23 protein-coding genes are annotated in these 23,311 nt (G+C 58.4%); 12 read left to right on the top strand and 11 right to left on the bottom strand.

The features are described from left to right. The first annotated feature begins 39 nt into the window (after nucleotides 1–39). Genes D8U69_RS10565 through D8U69_RS10555 form a run of 3 tightly spaced genes read left to right on the top strand, consistent with a single transcriptional unit; the run spans nucleotide 40 to nucleotide 2,860 of the window. Nucleotides 40–720, top strand: coding sequence for a C39 family peptidase (locus D8U69_RS10565; RefSeq protein ID WP_056855448.1), 681 nt, complete (start codon nucleotides 40–42; stop codon nucleotides 718–720). A gap of 44 nt (nucleotides 721–764) precedes the next feature. Beyond that, nucleotides 765–1,508: a hypothetical protein gene (locus D8U69_RS10560; RefSeq protein ID WP_056855449.1), complete on the top strand. Its 744-nt coding sequence runs from the start codon at nucleotides 765–767 to the stop codon at nucleotides 1,506–1,508. Between the two features lie 47 nt (nucleotides 1,509–1,555). Beyond that, nucleotides 1,556–2,860, top strand: coding sequence for a hypothetical protein (locus tag D8U69_RS10555; protein ID WP_056855450.1), 1,305 nt, complete (start codon nucleotides 1,556–1,558; stop codon nucleotides 2,858–2,860). Nucleotides 2,861–2,918: 58 nt separating this feature from the next. Here D8U69_RS10555 and D8U69_RS10550 read toward each other — a convergent pair whose 3' ends face one another. Then, on the bottom strand, nucleotides 2,919–4,244 hold the full coding sequence (locus tag D8U69_RS10550; RefSeq protein ID WP_056855451.1) for a sigma-54 dependent transcriptional regulator: 1,326 nt from the start codon (nucleotides 4,242–4,244) through the stop codon (nucleotides 2,919–2,921). 345 nt (nucleotides 4,245–4,589) lie between these two features. Between D8U69_RS10550 and D8U69_RS10545 the strand changes: the two genes are divergently transcribed. From D8U69_RS10545 to nhaB, 3 genes are all read left to right on the top strand, one after another. Further along, nucleotides 4,590–4,856, top strand: a complete 267-nt coding sequence (locus D8U69_RS10545; RefSeq protein WP_056855452.1) for a hypothetical protein — start codon at nucleotides 4,590–4,592, stop codon at nucleotides 4,854–4,856. Between the two features lie 287 nt (nucleotides 4,857–5,143). Then, the gene (locus D8U69_RS10540) at nucleotides 5,144–6,433 is read left to right on the top strand and encodes a hypothetical protein (protein ID WP_130907268.1); all 1,290 of its coding nucleotides are present in this window, start codon (nucleotides 5,144–5,146) and stop codon (nucleotides 6,431–6,433) included. 79 nt (nucleotides 6,434–6,512) lie between these two features. Beyond that, nucleotides 6,513–8,015 (top strand): sodium/proton antiporter NhaB, encoded by a 1,503-nt coding sequence (gene nhaB / locus D8U69_RS10535; protein ID WP_130907267.1) that lies wholly within the window; start codon nucleotides 6,513–6,515, stop codon nucleotides 8,013–8,015. Between the two features lie 177 nt (nucleotides 8,016–8,192). Here the strand turns inward: nhaB and zwf are convergent, their stop codons facing one another. Together zwf and gnd are read right to left on the bottom strand one after the other, a co-directional pair. Further along, the gene (gene zwf, locus D8U69_RS10530; protein ID WP_056855455.1) at nucleotides 8,193–9,716 is read right to left on the bottom strand and encodes a glucose-6-phosphate dehydrogenase; all 1,524 of its coding nucleotides are present in this window, start codon (nucleotides 9,714–9,716) and stop codon (nucleotides 8,193–8,195) included. Further along, entirely contained in the window at nucleotides 9,713–10,693 is a 981-nt protein-coding gene (gnd, locus tag D8U69_RS10525; RefSeq protein WP_056855456.1) for a phosphogluconate dehydrogenase (NAD(+)-dependent, decarboxylating), read from the bottom strand. Before gnd ends, zwf begins: the two co-directional genes overlap by 4 nt. Before the next feature lie 273 nt (nucleotides 10,694–10,966). Between gnd and D8U69_RS29465 the strand changes: the two genes are divergently transcribed. The 3 genes from D8U69_RS29465 (at nucleotide 10,967) to D8U69_RS10515 (ending at nucleotide 13,471) form a co-directional block, all read left to right on the top strand. Further along, nucleotides 10,967–11,143, top strand: a complete 177-nt coding sequence (locus D8U69_RS29465) for a DUF6026 family protein (protein WP_177336590.1) — start codon at nucleotides 10,967–10,969, stop codon at nucleotides 11,141–11,143. 200 nt (nucleotides 11,144–11,343) lie between these two features. Further along, a complete protein-coding gene (locus tag D8U69_RS10520) occupies nucleotides 11,344–13,086 on the top strand; it encodes a phosphoethanolamine transferase CptA (RefSeq protein WP_130907266.1) in 1,743 nt (580 codons plus the stop codon). Nucleotides 13,087–13,255: 169 nt separating this feature from the next. Then, on the top strand, nucleotides 13,256–13,471 hold the full coding sequence (locus D8U69_RS10515) for a hypothetical protein (RefSeq protein WP_056855458.1): 216 nt from the start codon (nucleotides 13,256–13,258) through the stop codon (nucleotides 13,469–13,471). Nucleotides 13,472–13,584: 113 nt separating this feature from the next. On the opposite strand, the gene D8U69_RS10510 is transcribed toward D8U69_RS10515, so the two are convergent. From D8U69_RS10510 to D8U69_RS10480, 7 genes are all read right to left on the bottom strand, one after another. Further along, nucleotides 13,585–14,076, bottom strand: a complete 492-nt coding sequence (locus D8U69_RS10510) for a GNAT family N-acetyltransferase (RefSeq protein ID WP_056855459.1) — start codon at nucleotides 14,074–14,076, stop codon at nucleotides 13,585–13,587. Between the two features lie 91 nt (nucleotides 14,077–14,167). Next, nucleotides 14,168–14,749 (bottom strand): DinB family protein, encoded by a 582-nt coding sequence (locus tag D8U69_RS10505; RefSeq protein WP_130905615.1) that lies wholly within the window; start codon nucleotides 14,747–14,749, stop codon nucleotides 14,168–14,170. 18 nt (nucleotides 14,750–14,767) lie between these two features. Further along, complete coding sequence (zapE, locus tag D8U69_RS10500; protein WP_130907265.1) at nucleotides 14,768–15,886, bottom strand: cell division protein ZapE; 1,119 nt, start codon at nucleotides 15,884–15,886, stop codon at nucleotides 14,768–14,770. 30 nt (nucleotides 15,887–15,916) lie between these two features. Next, the gene (locus tag D8U69_RS10495) at nucleotides 15,917–16,258 is read right to left on the bottom strand and encodes a nuclear transport factor 2 family protein (RefSeq protein ID WP_056855462.1); all 342 of its coding nucleotides are present in this window, start codon (nucleotides 16,256–16,258) and stop codon (nucleotides 15,917–15,919) included. 51 nt (nucleotides 16,259–16,309) lie between these two features. Next, nucleotides 16,310–17,026: a YafY family protein gene (locus D8U69_RS10490; RefSeq protein WP_056855463.1), complete on the bottom strand. Its 717-nt coding sequence runs from the start codon at nucleotides 17,024–17,026 to the stop codon at nucleotides 16,310–16,312. 160 nt (nucleotides 17,027–17,186) lie between these two features. Beyond that, nucleotides 17,187–18,146 carry an agmatinase gene (gene speB / locus D8U69_RS10485; RefSeq protein ID WP_130907264.1) on the bottom strand — a complete coding sequence of 320 codons (960 nt, stop codon included), beginning with the start codon at nucleotides 18,144–18,146 and terminating at the stop codon, nucleotides 17,187–17,189. Between the two features lie 13 nt (nucleotides 18,147–18,159). Then, a complete protein-coding gene (locus D8U69_RS10480; RefSeq protein WP_130907263.1) occupies nucleotides 18,160–19,251 on the bottom strand; it encodes a polyamine ABC transporter substrate-binding protein in 1,092 nt (363 codons plus the stop codon). 101 nt (nucleotides 19,252–19,352) lie between these two features. Here D8U69_RS10480 and D8U69_RS10475 point away from each other — a divergent pair, with 101 nt between their 5' ends. The 3 genes from D8U69_RS10475 (at nucleotide 19,353) to D8U69_RS10465 (ending at nucleotide 22,333) form a co-directional block, all read left to right on the top strand. Beyond that, nucleotides 19,353–20,246 (top strand): LysR family transcriptional regulator, encoded by an 894-nt coding sequence (locus tag D8U69_RS10475; protein ID WP_130907262.1) that lies wholly within the window; start codon nucleotides 19,353–19,355, stop codon nucleotides 20,244–20,246. Between the two features lie 85 nt (nucleotides 20,247–20,331). Then, nucleotides 20,332–21,798, top strand: a complete 1,467-nt coding sequence (locus tag D8U69_RS10470) for a nucleobase:cation symporter-2 family protein (protein WP_130907261.1) — start codon at nucleotides 20,332–20,334, stop codon at nucleotides 21,796–21,798. A 61-nt stretch (nucleotides 21,799–21,859) separates the two neighbouring features. Next, complete coding sequence (locus tag D8U69_RS10465; RefSeq protein ID WP_130907260.1) at nucleotides 21,860–22,333, top strand: LEA type 2 family protein; 474 nt, start codon at nucleotides 21,860–21,862, stop codon at nucleotides 22,331–22,333. A gap of 17 nt (nucleotides 22,334–22,350) precedes the next feature. Here the strand turns inward: D8U69_RS10465 and D8U69_RS10460 are convergent, their stop codons facing one another. Beyond that, a complete protein-coding gene (locus D8U69_RS10460) occupies nucleotides 22,351–23,274 on the bottom strand; it encodes a carbon-nitrogen hydrolase family protein (RefSeq protein WP_130907259.1) in 924 nt (307 codons plus the stop codon). Between the last annotated feature and the right edge of the window lie 37 nt (nucleotides 23,275–23,311).

Genomic DNA, 23,311 nt, shown 5'->3' with positions numbered 1-23,311 from the left:
CAACGGGGCTTTTTTCCTCAGTCCCAAGGCGTATCGACCATGCGTAAGACTGCCCTTATCGCCCTTCTCTGCCTGTCTGGCCTGACCGAGGCCGCACAGATGTCAGTGGCCGCCCTGCCTGGCGGCACACTCATCTACAAACAGGTGCAGAGTTTGCGTGAGCGCAAATTCAGCAACATTGTCGAACAGAAGACCGATTTCAGCTGCGGCGCCGCCGCGCTGGCAACGATCTTGCGCCAAGCCTATTGGCTCGACGTCGATGAAGAGCACGTCATCAAAGGCATGCTGGTCAATGCAGACCAGGACCTGGTTCGTACCCAGGGTTTTTCCATGCTCGACATGAAGCGCTACATAGAAAGCATCGGCATGCGCGCCAGGGGCTACAAGATCCCGCCAGAAAAGCTCGACGCAGTAACAATCCCGGTGGTGGTACTGACGGAAGTTCGCGGTTACAAGCACTTCGTGGTGTTGCAGCGTGCTGACAAAAACTGGGTCTACATCGCCGACCCGGTACTCGGTCAAAAACGCTACTCCCATGATGACTTTGTCAAAGGTTGGAACGGTATTGTCTTCGCTATTGTGGGTGCCGGTTACGAAAAAACAAATGTACTGCGCAGCCCACCGGAACCCCTGACAGCCAAGAACAAGCTGGATAACTTCAACCCGGTCAAAGATGCTGAATTGATGGATTTTGGTTTCATACAGAGCGACTTCTTTTAATCGCCAACAAGAAGATTTGGAGCAGGACGCTCCGGGAGCAGCACATGAAAACCTCTTATTGGGTGGCGGCTGCGTGTCTGGTAGCCAGCACCTCAGGTTTTGCCAATGGATTCAAACCCATCGAGATAAAAGATCAGGAGCTGGCCGAGCTGCGTGGTCGATATGTGATGCCGGGCAGGATCATCAGCTTCGGTGTGGTCATGAGCAGTACCTGGCGCAATGCCAGTGGCGATCTGATCGGGGCAACCACCTCAATGCAGATACAGGCCGCAACGGTAAAACCCGAGTTCTACGTTTCAACCTATAGCCAAAGCGGTAACGGTGGACCTGCCGAACAAGGCACCGGCAGTGTGATTGGAGGTGCAGGACTCAACAGCACTCAGGGTATCAACCAGAGTGTGCGCGCCGCAGGTGACGGCAACAGCGCTTACAACAACATCGCCATTGATGTGAAAGAAGCCAGCCATGCGCCGGCTTTGGTACCGGCCCAAGGGCAGGCACTGATGGCCGGCCATACCATCACCGGCAGCAGCGCCGCTGGCAGCATTGCGGTTTCTGCCAGCAATGGCGGCGTGCAAATGGCTATTCAGGCCAACAACAATCAAGGTTCGGCCATCCAGCAAGTCGCCCAGGGCGGCCTGCTGCAAAACACTCGATTGCTGGGCAACAGCAACATGGTCAGCAACCTCACTCAGCTCAACGTCGTTCTCAATAACAATGGCCCGACTGCAGGTGCTTTGGACTGCAACCTGAACCAACTCACTGCCCTTCGCTCCCTGGGATATTGAACTACGCTGAGTCTCGACCATTAGGCATTAAAGGGACGGCTTGATTCATGTATCGATCAGTATCACTGCGTGCAGTTGTATGTTTGAGCACTCTGTTCCCGGCGGTGATGGTGCAAGCAGCACCGAATGCGGAAGTAGAGCTTCTGAAACAGGAACTTATGGAGCTGAAGCAACGATACGAAGCACAACAAAAAGCCCTGGCGGTTCTCGAACAACGGGTCCGCCAGGTTGAGGAACAACCGGCAGCCCCTCCTCCGAAACGCCTGGCCAAATCGCCAGCAGACATGAAAGGCAACTCGCAAGTCGCGGTCGGCACCGGTGCTGCAGCGGCTTCGGGAGGCGCAGCCGGGGGCGGCAGTTCCTACGGGCAGTCGCTGGCAGACGATTCCCAACCGGCACAAAGCGTTTCCAACCTGTATGACGAGGCCAGCGGATTCTTCGGCGGCGGCAGGTTCAGCGTGGAAACCGGGCTGACCTATTCGCGGTACGACACTCGCCAGTTGATCCTTAACGGTTTCCTCGCACTGGATTCTATCTTTCTGGGCAACATCAACCTTGACCGGATCAAGGCCGATACCTGGACACTCGACCTGACCGGTCGCTACAACTTCGACAACCGCTGGCAATTCGACCTGAACGTGCCGGTGATCTATCGCGAATCCACTTACCAGTCGGGCGGAGGCAATGGTGGCTCCGCCGGTGTGACAACCGAAGAAACCGTAACCCGCGATCCGGAAATCGGTGACGTCAACTTCGGTATCGCCTACAAATTCCTCGACGAGTCGGTCAACACGCCCGATGCGGTGGTCACCTTGCGCGTCAAGGCTCCTACCGGCAAGGACCCGTTCGGCATCAAGCTGCGCCAGGTGGACGCCAACTCCAACCTGTTCGTACCTGACACTCTGCCGACCGGTAACGGCGTCTGGTCGATCACGCCAGGCATTTCCCTGGTCAAGACCTACGACCCGGCCGTGCTGTTCGGCAGCCTGTCATATACCCATAACTTCCAGGAGTCATTCGACGACATCAGTTCAACGGTCGGACAGGACAACCCGGGCAAAGTGGACATCGGCGACAGCTTCCAGCTCGGTGCCGGTATTGCATTCGCCCTCAACGAGAAGATGAGTATGTCGTTCTCGGTATCCGATGTGGTGCAACGCAAAAGCAAAATCAAACAGGATGGCGGTGATTGGGAGTCGGTGGTGTCCAGTGACGCCAACGCGGGCTACTTCAACATCGGCATGACCATTGCCGCCACCAACGCCCTGACCATCGTTCCCAACCTGTCCATCGGCATGACGGACGATGCCCCGGACTTCCAGTTCAGCCTGAAATTCCCGTACTACTTCTGATCCACAACATAAAGCCTGGCTGCGATCTCAATCACAGCCAGGCTTTTTTGTTGGCTGCCTAGCGAATTTGATGCTTGTGCAACAACCGATAGAACGTCGGCCGCGAAACGCCCAGCACCCGTGCAGCCACACTCAGGTTGTCGCTATGGCGATTCAACACATCGCACAGCGCCTGACGCTCGGCCCGAGTCTTGTAGTCCTCGAGCGTGCCCATTGGCGTGGCAATTGCCTGCTGGCTGATCAAGCCCAGATCCCGCGCTTCGATCTGCCGGCCTTCAGCCAGTACCAGCCCACGGCGGACCCGGTTGGCCAGCTCACGGACATTGCCCGGCCAATCATGTTTACCCATGGCAATCAACGCGTCTTCACTGAAGCTGCGAGGACGGCGCCCGGTTTCATGGCTGTAGAAATGGGAAAAGTGGTTGGCCAGCATCGACAGATCGCCATGACGCTCACGCAGTGGAGCTGTCACGACTTGCAGGACATTCAACCGATAGTACAAGTCTTCACGAAAGCGTTTCTTTTCAATCGCTGCTTCAAGATCAACGTGGGTCGCAGCCAAAACCCGCACATCCACGGGAATAGGCTGACTGCCACCGACCCGTTCGATGTGTTTTTCCTGGAGGAACCGCAGCAGGTTGGCCTGCAGTTCCAAAGGCAAATCACCGATTTCATCGAGAAACAACGTGCCGCCATTGGCCGCTTCGATTCGTCCGACCTTGCGTTGATGGGCGCCGGTAAAGGCCCCCTTTTCGTGGCCGAACAGTTCCGACTGGATCAGATGCTCAGGAATTGCCCCGCAATTGATCGCGACAAAAGGCTTGCTGTGACGTTGGGATTGTCGATGCAGCGTGCGCGCGACCAATTCCTTGCCGGTACCGCTCTCGCCCCGGATCAGCACCGGCGACTCGGTGGGTGCCAGTTTGCTCAGCAGTTTGCGCAGCTCCCGTATCGGCTTGCTGTCGCCAAGCAATTCATGTTCAGGCTGATCGATGTGAACAGTGCCCTGACCGCGCAGGCGCGCCATGCCGAACGCGCGCCCGAGCGTGACCTGTACCCGGGATACATCGAACGGCAAGGTATGGAAATCGAAAAACCATTCACAGACAAAGTCGCCTACGTTCTGCAATCTCAGGACTTCCTGGTTGAGAACGGCAATCCACTCCGTACCGCTGCGGCTGATGAGTTCTTTGACGGCATCCGGTCGTTCGAGGTGAAAAGGCTGCAAGCGTAGCAGCCCCACGTCACACGTTCGGTCGATGGCGTTTTCCAGCGAACAGCTGTCTACATCCCAACCCACGGAGCGCAATCCCGGTAATAGACGATGACAGTCGTCACACGGGTCAACCACTAATAGACGTCGTAAGGCAGGCGCTTCACTCATGACTGTTCCTTGGCGCCAAATTTAAGAAATTTTATTAAAAACAGTCATTTGGCGGACCTGGCTGTAACATTAGCAAGAATTTGACGTGTGCTTGTACCGATTGACTATAGGGTTATTGCGTAATTAGTTATAAGCAGGTAGTTGGATAGTTACCTAACGAACTTCAATCTTTCATTAAGCTTTCAAATAGCCACTTTCGCGTGGGTCTTTCGAAAGAAAGTTGAAATTTCTTTTGTTTGGGTGTGACCTGAACCTTGGTTGCGGACATCAGTACAAGTAACCAGCCGATTGGTAAGCCCAACCTTCGGCACCTCATTTGATTGGGCAATACTGAGAGAACATTCCATGAACGCCCCGATCCGTATCAACGAAGCTCTTTTAATTGCCGACCGCGCTTTCAAGCCTTTTCAGTGCGTGGCCTGGGCGCCACAGGATGGTAACGGTGAACTCAGCCTGACGGTTATTGACCGGACCAATACCAGTATAGGTCGCAAGCTGATCCCCAGCAGTGCCTACACCGATCCGGCACAGCTCGAACGTTTGCTTGAACAGGCCCGTGCCGAGTTGAGCGAAGAAGGTTACACGCTCCAGTCATGGTCGATGCCGCATTGATCCTTGTGCGGATTACTCGATGAGTAATCCGCGCCCTCTTTGTCTTGATTAGTTGCCTGGTCAACCCCGGCATATCTGTATTTGCGACGTATTGCTATTTGAACTTCGCAACGCCTGGATTCTTTGCAGGCTTGCCTTTGGTTCGAAAAGACACTGTTGTGGCGCACTACGACCCTCCGTCTGTTAGTTCTGTCAGTTGTGCATCCAAGCATTCAAGGATTGAATGATCTCCTTATCAGGTCGCCTCCCCCAATCCGGATAAGGACGACTCGCAAGGAGATGCGTGCATGTCAACCCAGTCCGTTTTAGCCTTCCCTCTACCCGCCCATTCCTCGGGACAGCTCGACACACGTTTTGCCTCCCATGGCCAAGCGCAGGTGTATTTCGCCGACAGTCTTTCAAGCATGACCAACGGGGTCACGATCGATTCCAGCGGCCGGCTGTTGGTGGCGGCAAAAGTCGGCATGGCGGACGGCAGCCGTTTCGGTCTGGCGCGCTTGCTGGAAGATGGCTCGGCAGATTTGGGCTTCGGCAAACAAGGCAGCATCATCGGCCAGTTCGAACCGGGCTTCGATGCGATGGCCGGGAAGGTTCAGGTACTGCCGGATGGTCGCCTGCTGGTCATCGGCCTGCATTACGAGAATGCCCACCGCACGCTGCCGGCCCTGGCGATGTTCGACGCACAAGGCCGTCCCGTCCAGGAGTTCGGTGACAACGGCCGTTGCGTCGTTCGATTGCCGGGCAATCTGTCCCATGGTGTGCGCGACGCCTGGCTGCCACCCGGCGTGCCGGGGGCCGAAGCTTGCGATATCAACGTCCAGGAGGATGGCCGGATTTTGCTGGTGGCCAATCACCATTTTGAGCTGGCAGACCACGCTGGCATTCTCATACGCCTCGACACCGATGGATCCCTGGACCCAACCTTCAATGGGCGAGGGTTCGTGATCGTCAGGCATTTGCTGATGAACACCTGGCTCAGTACGCTGAAACTGCAGAGTGATGGCCGCATCCTTGTCGGCGGCTCGATCAACTTCCCCGAGGAAGGTTTGCTGGCCCGTTATCACAGTGACGGCAGTCTTGATGAAAGTTTTGCCGTGGACGGTTTCATGAGCTTCAAGGCGCAGGGTCGCAGTGCCCAGATCAGCCACATCGTCCAGCATCAAAACGGTGACATTCACTGTTTTGGCAGCAGCCGCGATCCGATGCACTGTCTTGCCTTGAAAGTGCACAGTAATGGTCGTCCGGACATTCATTGCAACGGCGGCCTGCCGCAATTGCTGGAAATCGCTCGTGGAGGCAGTCAATGGACCGCCGCTCACCTGCAGCCTGATGGCCATGTGCTGACCGCCGGAGCCACCATCGGTGGTATCGAGGCCGATTTCCTGGTGGGCCGCTATCAACCTGACGGGCAGCTGGATTCGGACTTTGGCGACCGCACCGGATGGGTTCGCACGCGCCTGGGCCGCAGCCTCGACACGGCCACCTCTATCACCGTCCAGGACGATGGCAAGATCGTTGTCGGCGGCTATTCACTTGATGGCAACTATCGGGCAGTTGTCGCTCGCTATCTGGCATAGTCAAAAGGTACTTTTCCTACACTTGATCTTCTTCTCCGCTTACGGCAACTTGCGCGCTTCTTTATACAAGGAGTAGCCGATGTCCGGTTCCATGGCCCAGGCGTTCGCGCATAACTTTCTCGGCAACTCACCCCGCTGGTACAAGGTTTGTATTATCGGTTTCCTGATACTCAACGCGTTGGTCTTTTGGACCGTAGGGCCGGTTGCCGCAGGATGGCTGTTGGTGCTGGAGTTCATCTTCACCCTCGCCATGGCGCTCAAGTGCTATCCATTGATGCCGGGTGGCTTGTTGTTGGTCGAAGCGCTGCTGCTGAAAATGACCACCCCTCAGGCACTTTACGACGAACTTCTGCACAACTTTCCGGTGATCCTGCTACTGATGTTTATGGTGGCGGGTATCTACTTCATGAAAGATCTGCTGCTGTTCCTGTTTTCACGCTTACTGCTAGGGGTTCGCTCCAAGGCAATGCTGGCGTTGATGTTTTGTTTCCTGTCTGCGTTCTTGTCGGCATTTCTCGATGCATTGACGGTGACCGCCGTGATCATCAGCGCCGCCGTGGGGTTCTATTCGGTGTATCACCGCGTGGCATCCGGCACCGATCCGCGTCAGGACAGCGAGTACGGCGATGACCAGAAACTACCTGCACTTCATCATGGCGACCTGGAACAATTCCGCGCGTTCCTGCGCAGCCTGCTGATGCACGGCGCAGTGGGCACCGCGCTTGGCGGCGTTTGCACACTGGTGGGTGAGCCGCAAAACCTGTTGATCGGCCATGAAATGGGCTGGCACTTTTCCGAGTTCTTTCTGAAGATCGCGCCGGTCTCGTTGCCGGTGTTGGTGGCAGGCCTGGTGACCTGCGTAGTGTTGGAGAAGCTGAGCTGGTTCGGATACGGCACGTTGCTGCCGGACAACGTACGCGCGGTGCTGGCCAATTACGCTGATGAAGACAATGCCGAGCGTACTTCGCGTCAGCGCGCTGCACTGATCGTGCAAGGCGCGGCGGCCTTGATTTTGATCGTCGCGTTGGCATTTCATGTGGCTGAAGTCGGCCTGATCGGGCTGATGGTCATTGTGTTGATTACCGCGTTTACCGGTATTACTGACGAGCATCGGCTTGGCAGTGCGTTCAAGGACGCCATGCCGTTCACTGCACTCTTGGTGGTGTTCTTCGCTGTAGTGGCGGTGATTCACGATCAGCAGTTGTTCACGCCGCTGATCCAATGGGTGCTGGCCCTGCCCGCCGATCAACAACCGGGCATGCTGTTCATCGCCAATGGCTTGTTGTCTGCCATCAGTGACAACGTGTTTGTCGCGACCATTTACATCACCGAAGTGAAGCAGGCATTCATCTCCGGACACATGAGCCGCGAGCATTTCGAAACGCTGGCCATTGCGATCAACACCGGCACCAACCTGCCAAGCGTGGCAACACCCAATGGCCAGGCAGCGTTCCTGTTTCTCCTGACATCCGCTATTGCACCGCTGATTCGACTGTCCTATGGACGCATGGTCTGGATGGCCTTGCCCTATACCGTGGTAATGGGTGCGTTGGGTTGGTATGCCGTGAGCTACTGGCTGTAATCGCTCTATCCCTGCAGGGGCTGCCGAAGGCGGCGATTTCTTGATCTTGAACTTGAACTTGAAGAACAAAATCAAAAAATCGCAGCCTCAGGCACCTCCAGAGGGCGGTATCTGAGGCTCGAACCCCACGGGCAGCAGCAACGTGCCGTCCAGGTCATCGGGCAGAACGCGGGTCGCTCAGTCCAAACAATGCCAGACCCGACCATCACGGCTCAGCAGTTCTTCAGCGGACGGCGGACCGTCCTCGCCCGCCGCGTAGCCTTGCACCGTTGAATCCTGCTGCCAGGCATCGAGAAAGGGTTGCACTGCGCGCCAGCCATTCTCGATGTTGTCGGCACGCTGGAACAGCGTCTGATCGCCGGTCAGGCAATCGTAGATGAGCGTTTCGTAGCCGGTGGACGGCTGCATCTCGAAGAAATCCTTGTAGGCAAAACCCAGTTCGATGTTGTCCATCTTCAAGGCCTGCCCTGGCCGTTTAGCCAGCAAATCGAACCACATGCCTTCATTGGGCTGGATCTGGATCCGCAGATAGGTCGGGGCCAGTTCATCGACTGCGGTATCGCGGAATTGCGCGTAGGGCGCCGGTTTGAAGCAGATGACGATCTCGGTGTCACGCACACTCATGCGTTTGCCGGTGCGCAGGTAGAACGGCACGCCAACCCAGCGCCAGTTGTCGATCATGACTTTGAGGGCGACATAGGTTTCGGTATTGCTGTCGGGGGCCACCTTGTCCTCTTCGCGATACCCCGGCATGGGTTTGCCGTCGACTTCGCCAGCGGTGTACTGCCCGCGCACCGAGTTGGCCCGGGCCTCTTCGACCGACCAGGGGCGGATCGCACCAACGACCTTGGCTTTCTCACTGCGCACGGCGTCAGCGGCAAAAGCAGCCGGTGGCTCCATGGCAACCATCGCCAATAATTGGAACAAGTGATTGGGCACCATGTCGCGCAGGGCGCCGGTGTGTTCGTAGAAACTGCCACGGGTTTCCACGCCGACGGTTTCGGCGGCGGTGATTTGCACATGGTCGATGTAATGGTTGCTCCAGAACGCTTCGAACAGGCTGTTGGAAAAGCGGCTGACGAGAATGTTCTGTACGGTCTCTTTGCCCAGGTAGTGATCGATGCGGTAGATCTGCTTTTCCGACATGACCTTGAGCAAGCAAGCGTTCAACGCTTCGGCGGTGTGCAGGTCAGACCCGAAAGGCTTTTCGATCACCACCCTTCTGAACGCCTCGGGCGTTTCTTCCAGCAGACCGGAGGCGCCGAGGCGGCGAACGACCTCACTGAAGAAACGCGGCGCGGTAGCCAGGTAAAACACCGCGTTGCCAGTGCCGCTGTCGGCAATTTTCGCCGCCAGCGCTTGATAGGTGCTGTCGTCCAGGAAGTCGCCCTGGACGTAGCTGATGTTTCTTGCGAGTTGAGCCCACAATTGCGGATCAAGAGACTGATCTCCCTTGCCGACCTTGGTGGCCACTTCGTTGCGAATGAAGTCTTCGAGTTTTTTCGCGAAGCCTTCATCGCTGATGGCGTTGTGGTCAACGCCAATGATCCGCAGTCCATCCCCGAGTAACCCGTCGCGCTTGAGGTTATACAGCGCCGGCATCAGCAGACGCTTGACCAGATCACCATGTGCGCCAAACAAAAACAGTGTGGTCGGTGGTGCGGGTTCAGTCTTGGATTTTCTGCGGATCGCATGGGTCATTTTTTCGCAGTCTCCACGTGGCCGCCGAAGCCGAAGCGCTGGGCCGAAAGGACTTTGTCGCCAAATGAGCCCTGCCCGCGTGAACGGTAACGAGAGAACAGCGAGTTCGACAGCACCGGCACCGGCACCGCTTGTTCCATGGCGGCTTCAATGGTCCATTGACCTTCGCCGCTGTCGGCTACGGAGCCGGAGAAACCATCGAGTTTCGGATCGCTGGCCAGCGCGTCGGCAGTCAGATCGAGCAACCATGAGGACACCACGCTGCCGCGACGCCAGACTTCGGCAATGTCGGCGACGTTCAGGTCGAAGCGCTGATCTTCGGGCAGTTTCTCGCTGTTCTTGGTCTTGAGGATGTCGAAGCCCTCGGCAAAGGCCTGCATCATTCCGTACTCGATGCCGTTGTGGATCATCTTGACGAAATGCCCGGCGCCAGCAGGGCCGGCGTGGATGTAACCGCGCTCGGCACGGTCGTCATCGGACTTGCGGTCTTTGGTGCGCGGGATATCGCCCATGCCCGGTGCCAGGCTTGCGAACAACGGGTCGAGGCGCTGAACGGTCTCGGTATCGCCGCCGATCATCATGCAGTAACCGCGCTCCAGGCCCCAGACGCCACCGGAAGTACCGACATCGACGTAGTGCAGACCTTTTTCGGCGAGGGTTTTCGCCCGGCGGATATCGTCCTTATAGAAGGTGTTGCCGCCATCGATAATAGTGTCGCCGGCTTCGAGCAAGGTGCTCAGGGTGTTGATGGTGTCTTCGGTCGGTGCGCCTGCCGGCAACATGACCCACACCGCTCGCGGCTTGCTCAGGCCAGCCACCAGGGCCGGCAGATCGGCTACGCCGGTGGCACCCTCTTCGGCCAGGGTTTCGACAAAAGCGGTATTGCGGTCGTACACAACGGTGGAATGTCCGTTGAGCATCAGGCGCCGCGAAATATTACCGCCCATGCGGCCCAGTCCAATAATCCCGAGTTGCATGTGCTGATGCTCCCTACTACAAATAAAAAGTGTGTCAAAGGTTATAGCCCAACGCGACTCATTCGGTTTAGTCCAGCGAGCAGGCGTGAAGTTTCCGGGCATTGTGCCCGATCCTGATTGATAACGTCGGGAATCGTGCCGAAGACACACCGACCATGAAAAATAAAAAAGTTCCCTTCGGGGGCAAAAGAAATCAAAATTGGCGCCGATAGTAGATCAGCCGCTGATTTCAGGCGGATCTACAGTTGAGACACGCCATTTGCGAGGTGAGCAATGGGCACAGTACACACCGCACTGCCAGCACAAACCCTTTACGTCACAATTCGTCGCGATGAATTGCGTCAGTTGAAAGATGAGCACGAGCAAATGAAGCAGGAGCTGGCGCACTTGCGCTTGCTGATCCAGGGTCAACAGCCGTTAGCGGTGACCCAGCGCGCCCCTCACGCCTGATCTCTCGCTTGAATCGGAAGCAGCACCGCCCTGCTTCCGACACGCCATAGCGCTTTGCCAGTCCTGGCAACTCACAAAGTTTTCACATCCGCTTGTTGATACTCCGGTTCATTGTGGCCGCTCGGTATGCGCGCGCCTCCCGTTCGTCGGCGACTTTGCAGTGGCTCGACGGTGGAAGTGAATAGAGATTGGAGCGGTGAATGTCTTGGTTTAAACGCAGCGAACAGTCTGCGAATGGTTTCGATTGGGCAGGCTTTCTCTGGCTCTTTTTGTTCTTCTGGTATTTTTCCGGCATCACCCAACTGCTGATTCAGTTGACCGGCACTTCCGGTTTTTCCGGCTTTCGCCAAGCCTTCGTGATGAGCGCCATCTGGCTCGCGCCGATGTTGCTGTTCCCGAAACAGACCCGCGTCATGGCCGCCGTGATCGGTGTTGTGCTGTGGGCCTGCTCCATGGCCAGCCTGGGTTACTTCTTTATCTATCAGCAGGAATTTTCACAGAGCGTCATCTTCATCATGTTCGAATCGAACGTGTCTGAAGCCGGCGAATACATGACGCAATACTTTGCCTGGTGGATGGTCCCGGCCTTCCTCGCCCATACCGCCTTCGGCTACTTCCTGTGGACGCGCTTGCGCCCGGTGTACCTGCCGCGCGGCAAGGCTTTGGTCGCAGCCACCGCGATCCTGGTGGCCGTTGTCGGTTATCCATTAGTCAAACAAACCCTGCGCACCGGCAGTTTTGCCGCCGGCTTCGAAAAATTCGAAACCCGTATCGAACCGGCTGTGCCTTGGCAGATGGCTGTGGCCTACCACCGCTATCTGGACACACTGGCCGGTATGCAGGAGATGCTCAACAGCGCCAGCACGATTCCACCCCTGCACAACTTCAAGGATTCGATGGCCAACCAGCCCTCCACCCTGGTGCTGGTAATCGGTGAGTCCACCAATCGGCAACGCATGAGCCTGTACGGCTACCCGCGCAAGACCACGCCGGAACTGGACAAGCTGAAGGATCAACTGGCGGTCTTCGATAACGTCATCACGCCACGCCCCTACACCATCGAAGCGTTGCAGCAGGTATTGACCTTCGCCGACGAAGACAACCCTGACCTGTACCTGAGCACGCCTTCGCTGGTCAGCATGATGAAACAGGCCGGTTACAAGACCTTCTGGATCACCAACCAGCAGACCATGACCAAGCGCAACACCATGCTCACGACGTTCTCCCAACAGGCCGACGAGCAGGTGTACCTGAACAACAACCGTAACCAGAACGCCGCCCAGTACGACGGCGACGTCATCGAGCCGTTCAACAAGGCCTTGGCTGACACAGCGCCGCGCAAGCTGATCGTCGTGCATTTGCTCGGCACGCACATGAGTTACCAGTACCGCTACCCTTCGACTTTCGACAAGTTCAAGGATCGCAATGGGGTTCCGGCCGGTGTCCGTGACGATCAGTTGCCGACGTACAACAGCTACGACAACGCGGTGCTGTACAACGACTTCGTGGTGTCGAGCCTGATCAAGGACTACGCCAGGACCGACCCGAACGGCTTTTTGCTGTACCTCTCCGATCACGGTGAAGACGTCTTCGACTCCCCGGGCCACAGCACGCTCGGGCGCAACGAAAGCAAACCGACAGCGCCGATGTACACCATCCCGTTCATGGCCTGGGCCTCGCCAAAATGGCGTGAAACCCATGACTGGAACTTTGCCGCTGATCTGGGGCGGCCGTACAGCAGCTCCCATCTGATCCACACCTGGGCAGACCTGGCGGGCCTGAGTTTCGATGAGCTCGATCGTAGCAAGAGCCTGGTCAGCGACAGCTTCAAACCTCGCCCCTTGATGATCGGCAACCCCTACGAGCGGCAACAGCGGGCGTTGATTGATTTCAGCCTGATCAAACCGAAAGCGCCGGTCGCGGCGGAAGTTGTCCTCAAATAGTCAGTTCATTGCAACACAAACCCGGTGGGAGCACGCTTGCTCCCACCGCAGATTCAAAGATGTGCAATAGCGTTCCCATTTAACGGAATCGGCGGATAATGAGCGTTCGACTTTGATTCATTGACTCATGGACGACAGGCATCCGACATCTGTAAGTGGGAGGCACACCATGAAACGCACCACACTCATTCTCGCCGCACTCATGACATTCGGTTCCGCCAGCGCATTTGCCGAAGGAGGCGCCGAGCGCATGAGGTATTACTTCGAAACGCTGCGCTACAACCAGCAACTGGCACTGGGCAATATCACGCAAAGCCAGGCCAACGAGCTGCGAGTCCCGGACGACCAAACCGCACAAATGACTGAAACCTACAAACCGAAATGATTGACCTGGCTACTTGCTTGCAAGCGCGAGCCTGCTCGCGATGATCGCCGACGATGGCGCGTGAACTCTGATTCACCGCGGCGTATTCGCCTTCTTCGCGAGCAGGCCCCCTCCTACAGCGGCTTGATCCAGAACATCATGCGCCCGTGGGCGGGGTCGAACTCGCCTGGCGCAAAGCCGAACTTGCCGTAGGAGGCTTGCGCCACCGCATTGCCCTCCAGCACCTCCAGAGTGATTTTGCAGCAGCCACGCTGACGGGCGATTTCTTCGACCTTTTGCAGCATCCGCTGGCTCAAACCCAACCCGCGAAACTTCGGCACCACCGCCACATCGTGGACATTGACCAATGGCCGGCAGGCAAAAGTCGAAAAGCCTTCAAAGCAATTGATCAGCCCGGCCGGTTCGCCATTGACGAACGCCAATACGCTGAACGCATGCGCGCGCTTGGCCAGCTCGCCCGGTAGATGCTCCAGAACACTGGCGGCCAAGGCATGACCGCCGCCCATCGGGTCCTGGGCGTAGCTGTTCAGCACCAGCCCGATGGCTTCTGCATGCACCGGGTTGGTGTAGCTGGCTTGCAGTACAAGAATTTCTGCGGAATCCATTTCCATCCTCGATCGAAAAAAGGCCCCGGAACGCAGTTCGTCCTGGAAGGCCGGCGTGACGATATCGCGAGCAGCAAAAAATCGAAAGGTCCTAATGCCCCCAGATCAAGGCTTCGGTCCAGCCTAACTCGGCGAAATCCTGTGCCCGCAGGGACGATTCACCCGCGCAGAAAAACTCGTCCAGTTGCGGTGGTTTGACCCGCGTTCCACTGAGCATCGCGTGAACCTGGCCACGATGATGGATCTGATGCTCGAACAGATGTGACAACAGACGCAAACGGCTGTCGTACTGCGGCGTATCGCGGGCAATGGTAACGATTTTGCCCAGATCGGCGTCACGCATCTGTTCGCAATAAGCGATCAGGCGTCGGTCAACATGTGCCTGTTCGCGCTTGAGATCCACAGCGCGGGTGAACGGCTCGTCCTCATTGAAAAACACTTGGCAATCGGGATGAGGCTCATCGCCGCGCAGCTCCCGCTCAAGGGCATCCACGTAAAACCAGTCGCAGGTCAGGATGTGATTCAGGGTCGCGCGGATACCGGGAAAGAAACTGACGCGGTGCGCCTGCAGCTCATCCTCGCTCAATTGGCACCAGGCCTTGGCCAGGCGATGATTGGCCCAGGCGTTCTGGTAAGCCATGGTCAGCAAGTGATGCGAAAGAGGTTGATTCATGGTCATTCCTCCTGGGGTTCAAACCTCGGCGAAACGTTCCAGCTGCATTTCCTGCAGACGACTGAGCGTGCGGCGGAACGGGAATTCCAGATAACCCTCGGTGTACAGCGCATCCATCGGCACTTGTGCTTCGAGGTATAACGGCACTTTGCGGTCGTAGCACTCATCCACCAGGGCAATAAAACGTCGCACGCCGTCGTCGTGCACCGACAACTGCGGCAACTCCCGGTCGCCGGCTTCCACGCGCACGGGCGCGTCTTCGGTGCCCCGGGCAATGCGTCCGGCACGTTTTTGCGCGCTGAGGTTGGGCACGTCACTCAGCAGAATAGCGCTGAAGGTGTCACACAAAGCCATGAAATCCATGGCGGCGAACGGCTGTTCACAGAGATCGGCGTAACGACACCAGAGCACGGATTGACTGGCTTGCACCACAGCCAGCGGTCGATAACCCACGTTGATCGGCGCGCTGGAAACCGTTTGCCCCACGGTCAGGACCTTGAACACATCCGCCAGCGGACTGGGCTGTCCGGGTTCGGCAACCCAGTAGCGTTGCAACCCCTGCCCCGGATGCAGACGATGATCCTCGCCGCCGTCGACTGCAATCACCTGCATATGCTGTTTGATCGCGGCAATGGCCGGCAAGAACCGGTCGCGGTTGAAGCCATCGGTATACAGTTGATCGGGTGGAAGGTTGGAGGTGCAGACCACCACCACGCCCTGTTCGAACATCACCTGGAACAGGCGCCCGAGAATGATTGCGTCACCAATGTCATTGACGAACAGCTCATCGAAGCACAGCACCCGCACTTCTTCGCTCAATTCACGCGCCAGCGCCTTCAGCGGGTCAGCGGTACCGGTCAATTGAAACGAGCGCTGGTGCACCCAGCCCATGAAATGGTGAAAGTGCTGCCGCCGGGCCGGCACCCGCAAGTGCTGGTAAAACTGATCCATCAACCAGGTCTTGCCGCGCCCGACCGGCCCCCACAGATAAACGCCCATGACGGGCGAGCGCCCTTCATGCAGCGCCTCATGGCACTTCTGCAAGGCCCAGACGGCATGTTCCTGGGCTTCGTCCTGGACGAAGCCCTTCTGTTCGATGGCGTGTTGCCAGGCTTTGAGTGGGGAGTCGACATTCATGCGCGGCAGTATGCCACCAGATCGCGACAGCTACAGTGAAATGTCCAACCGGGCGATCTTGCCCTGATCATTGAGGCGGAACATGTAGCGCAACGTCAACGGACTGCCGGGAAATGTGCCGGAAATCAGGCCGTTGACCAGCACCTTTCCAGTGCGTTGCTGCACTCCCAGCACTTCGACCCGTGGCTGGTACCGCTCGGCCGTGTCCTGCATCCATTGGGCGATGGCCTGGGTGCCGACCCGATGCTGGCCCTCATCGAACACATTGGCATCTTCAGCGAAAAAACTGCCGACGCGCGAAGTGTCACGGGCATTGGCAGCAGCAATGTAGGCGGCGATGGCCGGCGCCAGCGCAGAAGCTGAATGAGACATGATATGGCTCCTTGTTGGTTGATTCTGGAGCCATGCTAGAACAGGTGAATGTCAGTTCTTGTCAGGAGTGAAACGCCCTGCATCGTCCAGTTGCATCTGCTTGCGCCATGTTCGCAGCAGGTCGCTGCGTCGCCCCGGATAGCGCTCGCCCTGCTCCCTCGCTTGCGAAATACGGTCTGTGCGAAACGTGCGATAGGCACTGCGCAATTCGCACCAGGCGACGATGATTCGCACCTCATTGAGAAAACCCAGGGCCAGTGGCCAGATCAACCGCTGGCTGGGCACTTGCTGCGCGTCTGCATAATCGATGTGCAACTTGGCTTGACTGCGAATGGCCTGGCGAAACACGTTCAACGGCACCGCATTTGGCGCAAAGCCATAACCGGACGGTCCCGGCAGAACGGTCGGGTTGTGCAACGCGTCCAGCGCTTCCGGCGCCAGTACCGCGGCAATCTTGGCCAGGGCGTCGGCAGCGGCTTTGCTCAATACCTCATCCCCTCGCTGGTCGACATAACGCAAGCCAAGCACGATGGCTTCGGTTTCATCGGCATTGAGCATCAACGGAGGCAGGAACAGACCGCTGCGCAACACGTAGCCAATTCCCGCCTCGCCATAGATCGGTGCACCGAGGGCGGTGAGTTCGGCGATGTCGCGATACAGCGTGCGTTCGGAGATGTCCAGTTCCCCGGCCAGCGTCGCCGCCGTCACCGGCCGGCTTCTGCCGCGCAACACTTGCAGCAACGTCAGTAAACGAGTGGTTCGCGACACGATCGGCAGGCCCAGTCCGGAAATTCGAGTGAGCTTAGCAGAGGCCACTGACAGAAATTGGCAGTAGCAAACACCTCAGATTCGGGCGCCATCATAGCGCCCGCTTGAAGTGTGCAAAATCATTTGGCCAGTTCAGCTTGCTCCCACGGGAGATTGCTACTTAACGGTCGACCTTATGTTTTGCCGCATAGAGGCACAACATTTCCATCGCCAACGTCGCCGCCGCGAGCGAGGTGATGTCTGCATTGTCATAGGCTGGCGCCACTTCCACCACATCCATGCCCACCAGATTGATCCCGCGCAAGCCGCCGAGGATTTCCAGCGCCTGCACCGTGCTCAACCCGCCACACACCGGTGTGCCGGTCCCCGGGGCGAAAGCGGGGTCGAGGCAGTCGATGTCAAACGTCAGATACACCGGGTTGTCGCCGACCCGCGCCCGAATCGCTTCGACGATTGCATCCACGCCACATCGATGCACCTGTCGCGCGTCCAACACCTCAAACCCCTGATGATCATCGTTAGTGGTGCGCAAGCCGATCTGCACTGAGCGTGACGGATCGACCAGCCCTTCCTTGGCCGCGTGCCAGAACATGGTGCCGTGGTCGATGCGCTTGCCCTCTTCGTCCGGCCAGGTGTCGCTGTGGGCGTCGAAGTGGATCAGCGACAGCGGCCCGTGTTTGCGGGCGTGAGCCTTGAGCAGCGGATAGGTAATGAAGTGATCGCCACCAAAGGTCAACATCGCGCTGCCGGCACCGAGGATATGTTCGGCGTGGGCTTCGATGGCTTGCGGAGTCGACTGTGGTGAACCGTAATCGAAGTCGCAATCGCCGTAGTCGATCACCGCCAGATGATCGAACGGGTCGAAGGCCCACGGCCAGTGGCGTTCCCAGGCAATCCCGGTGGACGCTGCACGAATGCCGCGTGGCCCGAAGCGTGCGCCGGGACGGTTGCTGGTGGCGGTGTCGAACGGCACACCGCTGACCGCCACGTCGACACCGCGCAACTCGCGGCTGTAACGACGGCGCATGAAACTGGTGATGCCAGCGTAAGTACTTTCGGCCGCGGTGCCGTAGAGGCTGTCACGGGTGATGGCTTGGTCGTTCTGCGCTGGGACGTCCATTGAAGGCTCCTTGTTATTGACGGCTACGGAAACTGGTCCATACGCGGGTGCGCTGGCGCATGTCCTTGAGGCTCATGCTGCGGTCGGCATACAGCCGCTCACGCACCTCGGCGGGCGGGTAAATGTCCGGGTCGGTGCGCACAACCTCATCCACCAGCGGCGTTGCAGCCTGGTTGGCGGTGGCGAAAAACAGGGTATTGGTCAGTGCGGCGACGGATTCAGGGCGCAGCATGAATTCGATGAACTGGCGCGCCGCTTCGGGGTGCGGTGCATCCTTGGGGATTGCCAGGTTGTCCTGCCACACGAACGTGCCTTCCCTGGGAATCCGGTAGGCAATGTCATAGGGCTTGGCCGCCTTGCGCGCCTGTTCGGCGGCCATGCTCGCGTCACCGTTGTAGGTCAGTGCCAGGCACACACTGCCATTGGCCAGATCATTGATCTGCCGGCCGCTGGCGACGTACAGCACCGATGGCTGCAATTGCTGCAATAACGCCTGGGCCGATTCGAGATCGCGCTTGTCGGTGCTGTTGGGGTTTTTGCCCAAGTAGTGCAGTGCCAGGCCGATCACCTCTTGCGGTGAGTCGATGATCGCAATGCCGCAGTCCTTGAGCTGGTGGGCATATTCGGGCTTGAACAGCAGGTCCAGGCTATTGAGCGGCACGTTCGGCAGGCGTTGTTTGACCGCCTGCACATTCATTCCCAAGCCCAGCGTGCCCCAGGTGTAGGGCACGCCGTAGCGGTTGCCGGGATCGACCGCCGCCAGTTTTTCCAACAGGTCGGGATCAAGATTGGCGTAACCCTTCAAGCCATCGTGGGGAATGGCTTTGAGTGCACCCGCCGCCAGGCCGCGTGCCAGCACACTGGAGGACGGCACCACCACGTCATAGCCACTGCCACCGGTCAGCAGTTTGGTTTCCAGCACTTCCGGCGCATCGAAGGTGTCGTAGCGCACATGAATGCCGGTCTCCTGCTCGAATCGCTGCAAGGTTTGCGGTGCCACGTAATCGGCCCAACTGTAGAGGTTAAGCACTTTCTCCTCGGCACTGGCCGACGCGGACACGACAAGAAACAACGCGGGTAAACACAGCTTGAACGTGGGAGCCATGACGAACACCTGACCATTGGAAGTGGTTGCAGGATGCCGCGTCGGATACATTGGTGAAATATCACGTTTATTAACCTGACATTACCCGGGAGTAATGTTTGATGCTCGGTCAACTCCACGATGTGGACCTGCAACTGTTGCGTCTGTTTGTCAGTGTGGTGGAGTGCGGCGGCTTCAGCGCGGCGCAGGGCGAGCTGGGCTTGAGCCAGTCGAGCATCAGCCAGCAAATGGCCAAGCTCGAGACTCGCCTCGGCTATCGGCTGTGCAGCCGTGGCAAGGGTGGCTTCAATGTCACGCCCAAGGGCGAGCAACTGCTCAACGCCACGCGCAGCCTGTTCGAGTCCATCGAAGCGTTCCGTCACCAATCCAATGGCGTGGCCGGTCGCCTGATCGGCGAAGTGCGCCTGGGCTTGTCCGAAGCGCTGGATCAATCGGTGCTGCACCGGGTCGCGGAGGCCATCCGACGCTTTCGCCAGCGCGACGAATCGGTGCGTATTGAGTTGATGAGTGCCATGCCCGGCGAAATGGAACGCCTGCTGCTGCAACAGCGACTGGATTTGGCGATCGGGTACTTCTCGCAGATCCAGAACGCTTTTGATTACCGCCAACTATTCAGTGAAACCCAGCATTTGTATTGCGCAGTCGGCCATCCTCTGTTCGCCGATGCAGCGCCGGATGACCAGGCCCTGCAAGCCTGCGACCGGGTCGATCACCCTTACCGCTTCCTGCGCAGTGACGAGCCGTTCCAGGGCAAACTGTGTTCGGCGCGGGCAGAACAGGTCGAAGGCACCCTCGCCTTTATTCTGTCCGGTAAGCATATCGGTTATCTGCCCAGCCACTTTGCCCGTGCTTGGGAAGACAAAGGACTGTTACGTGCGGTGCGCCGCGAGGAAATGAGTTTCGACGTGGCGTTTCATCTGGCCAGGCATCGGGCGCTGGTGCCGGGGGATGCGCAGAAAGCGTTTGAAGAGGATTTACTGGCGGCTTTTGCCTGAAGGTTCTTTTGCCGTGATCGGACCGTTCTGGCATCCTGCGCCTCCATTTTCCGACCCGGTCCCGCTTCCCGGCACGCAAACCACCATGACCTCCCCAGAAAAAACCCCGCGCAATAACGACCTGATCTACGGCCTCGACGACCGCCCTCACCTGACGGCTACCGTGTTCGCAGCCCTGCAACATGTGCTGGCCAGTTTCGTCGGCATCATCACGCCGACGCTGATCATGGGCAGCGCCCTCGGCCTGCAAAGCGAAATACCGTACCTGATCAGCATGGCGCTGTTCGTTTCCGGCCTGGGCACATTTGTTCAGGCGCGACGCTTCGGACCGGTCGGTTCAGGCCTGCTGTGCCTGCAAGGCACGAGTTTTTCGTTCATCAGCGTGATCCTCAGCGCCGGGTTCATGGTCAAGGCCCGGGGCGGCGGCACCGATGAGATTCTCTCGACGATCTTCGGCGTGTGCTTCTTCGCCGCGTTCATCGAAGTGGTGCTGAGCCAATTCATCGGCAAGCTGCGCATGCTGATCACCCCGGTGGTCACAGGCACCATCATCACCCTCATGGGCTTGTCGTTGATCAAGGTCGCGATGACCGACATTGCCGGCGGTTTCGGCGCGCCTGACCTCGGTGCAGCGAGCCATCTTGGCCTGGCCGCACTGGTGCTTGGCACTATCGTGGTACTCAACCGCGTGGACGTGCCGTTCCTGCGCCTGGGGGCAATCGTCATCGGCCTGACCCTTGGCTATCTCGTCGCCTGGCTGCTGGGGCACGTCGATTTCGCCAGCCTGCCTGCTGTGCCGTTGATGAGCGTGCCGGTGCCGTTCAAGTACGGCTTCTCTTTCGATTGGGTCGCGTTCGTGCCGGTGGCGGTGATTTTCCTGGTGTCGCCACTGGAAGCCGCCGGTGACCTGACCGTCAATTCGATGATCTCACGGCAGCCGGTCAAAGGCCCGGTGTACATTCGCCGGATCAAATCCGGATTGCTGGCTGACGGACTCAACTCGGCGATGGCCGCCGTGTTCAACAGCATGCCGATGGTGACCTTCGCGCAGAACAACGGCGTCATTCAGCTGACTGGCGTGGCCAGCAGGTACGTGGCGTTTTTCATCGCCGGCTTGTTGGTCGTGCTGGGGCTGTTCCCGATGATCGGCGCGGTGCTGCAGCTGATGCCGAAACCGGTGCTCGGTGGCGCTGAACTGGTGATGTTCGGCACGGTTGCCGTGGCCGGGATCAAGATCCTCGCCGAAGCCGGTCTGCATCGGCGCAACATGCTGATCGTGGCGATTTCCATCGGCATGGGTCTGGGTGTGGCCGCGGTGCCGGAAGTCTTGCGTGAGCTGCCGAAGGCGCTGCACAACATCTTTGAATCGCCGATCACCGTCGGTGCATTGTGCGCCATCGTTCTGAACATTTTCCTGCCGGAAGAATTCATCGAGCTGGAAGAAGACGATTTCGATCCTGAAGCGTCGATTTTGCAGGTCATGGAAAACCCGGATGTCCCGGCCAAGAGTGAACCCGCCAGACCTGCGGTTGTCGCACAGTTGAACAGCTAGGCAAATGCTCAAGGGCCGAGCCATTGCGGCTCAGCCCTTTTTTACTTGTGAGAGCACGTCCATGCGCAGCGTCCACGCCGTTATCCTTTCCCTGTTGTTACTCTCCCTCAGCGCCTGCGCCCTGCTCCCGAATCGCGATCCGCTGAACATCAACGTGGTTGGCATCGAACCTTTACAAAGCCAGGACATGGAGATCCGTTTTGCGGTGAAGATTCGTGTGCAGAACCCCAATGAGGGTTCGATCAGTTTCAACGGGGTGGCGCTGGATCTGGACATCAACGGCCAACCCTTCGCTTCCGGTGTCAGCGATCAGTCGGGTTCGATTGCGCGCTTCTCCGAAACCGTGCTCACGGTTCCCGTCAGCGTCTCGGCGTTCTCGGTGCTGCGCCAGACCTTCGGCTTGAGCAAGACGCAGACCCTGAACAACATGCCCTACATCCTGCGTGGCAAACTCGCCGGCGGCTTGTTCGGCACCATGCGCTTTGTCGATAGCGGCAAGCTCAGCCTGCCAGGGCCGACGACGGGCAGCCGGTAACGCTGAAGATGCAGAGGCTATGAAGCAAAGCGCACACCCGGTTTCGCTCGCTCATCCACCGTCAACTCGAACACATCCGGGCGCGCATAGTGCCCGACCACGTCGTAGTCGTAACGCGCGCGGATCAACTCGTCCGTGTCAATTTCGGCGGTCAGCAAACCGCGACCACCACGCAGCGGACCGGCCAAAATGTCGCCCATCGGCCCGACAATCACACTGCCGCCAGCAATCAATGGCCGGTCCGAAGGCCAATTGGCGACTTCCAGGCCCAAGGCCTGTGGCGAGTCCTGAACCTGACAAGCGCTGACCACAAAGCAGCGCCCCTCGTGCGCGATGTGCCGCATGCTGACTTGCCACATTTCCCGCTCATCCACCGTCGGCGCGCACCACACCTCCACCCCCTTGGCGTACATCGCTGTGCGCAACAGCGGCATCATGTTTTCCCAGCACACCACCGCCGCGACCCGCCCGACCTGGCTGTCGATCACCGGTAACGTCGAACCATCGCCCTTGCCCCAGATCAGCCGTTCGGTGCCGGTCGGCATCAATTTGCGATGCTTGCCGACCAGTCCCGCCTGCGGATCGAAATACAGCGCAGTGCAATACAACGTGCTGCCCGAGCGCTCGATGACGCCGATCACCAGGTTGGCGCCGGTACGCGCTGAAAGCCCGGCCAGCGCTTGCGTTTCCAAGCCCGGCACGTCGATGGCGTTGGCAAAATAACGGGCAAAGGCTTCGCGCCCTTCCGGCAGTCGATAGCCCAATTGGGTGCCGAAGCCTTCACCTTTCGGATAACCGCCGAGCAGCGCTTCGGGCATCACCACCAGGGCGGCGGCGGATTCGATGATCGCACTTTCATACGACAGAATTTGCTCCAGCGTGTCGGCCTTGCCGCCGGGCAAGGCGCCGATTTGCAGCGCAGCAACGATTGACTTGGGCATCACAGTAACTCCAGCGGGGTCAGATGTTGCTGATTCT

This window comes from Pseudomonas sp. Sample_16 (assembly GCF_004307665.1).
Taxonomy (GTDB): domain Bacteria; phylum Pseudomonadota; class Gammaproteobacteria; order Pseudomonadales; family Pseudomonadaceae; genus Aquipseudomonas.
This window is presented reverse-complemented; position numbering and strand designations above follow the sequence as displayed.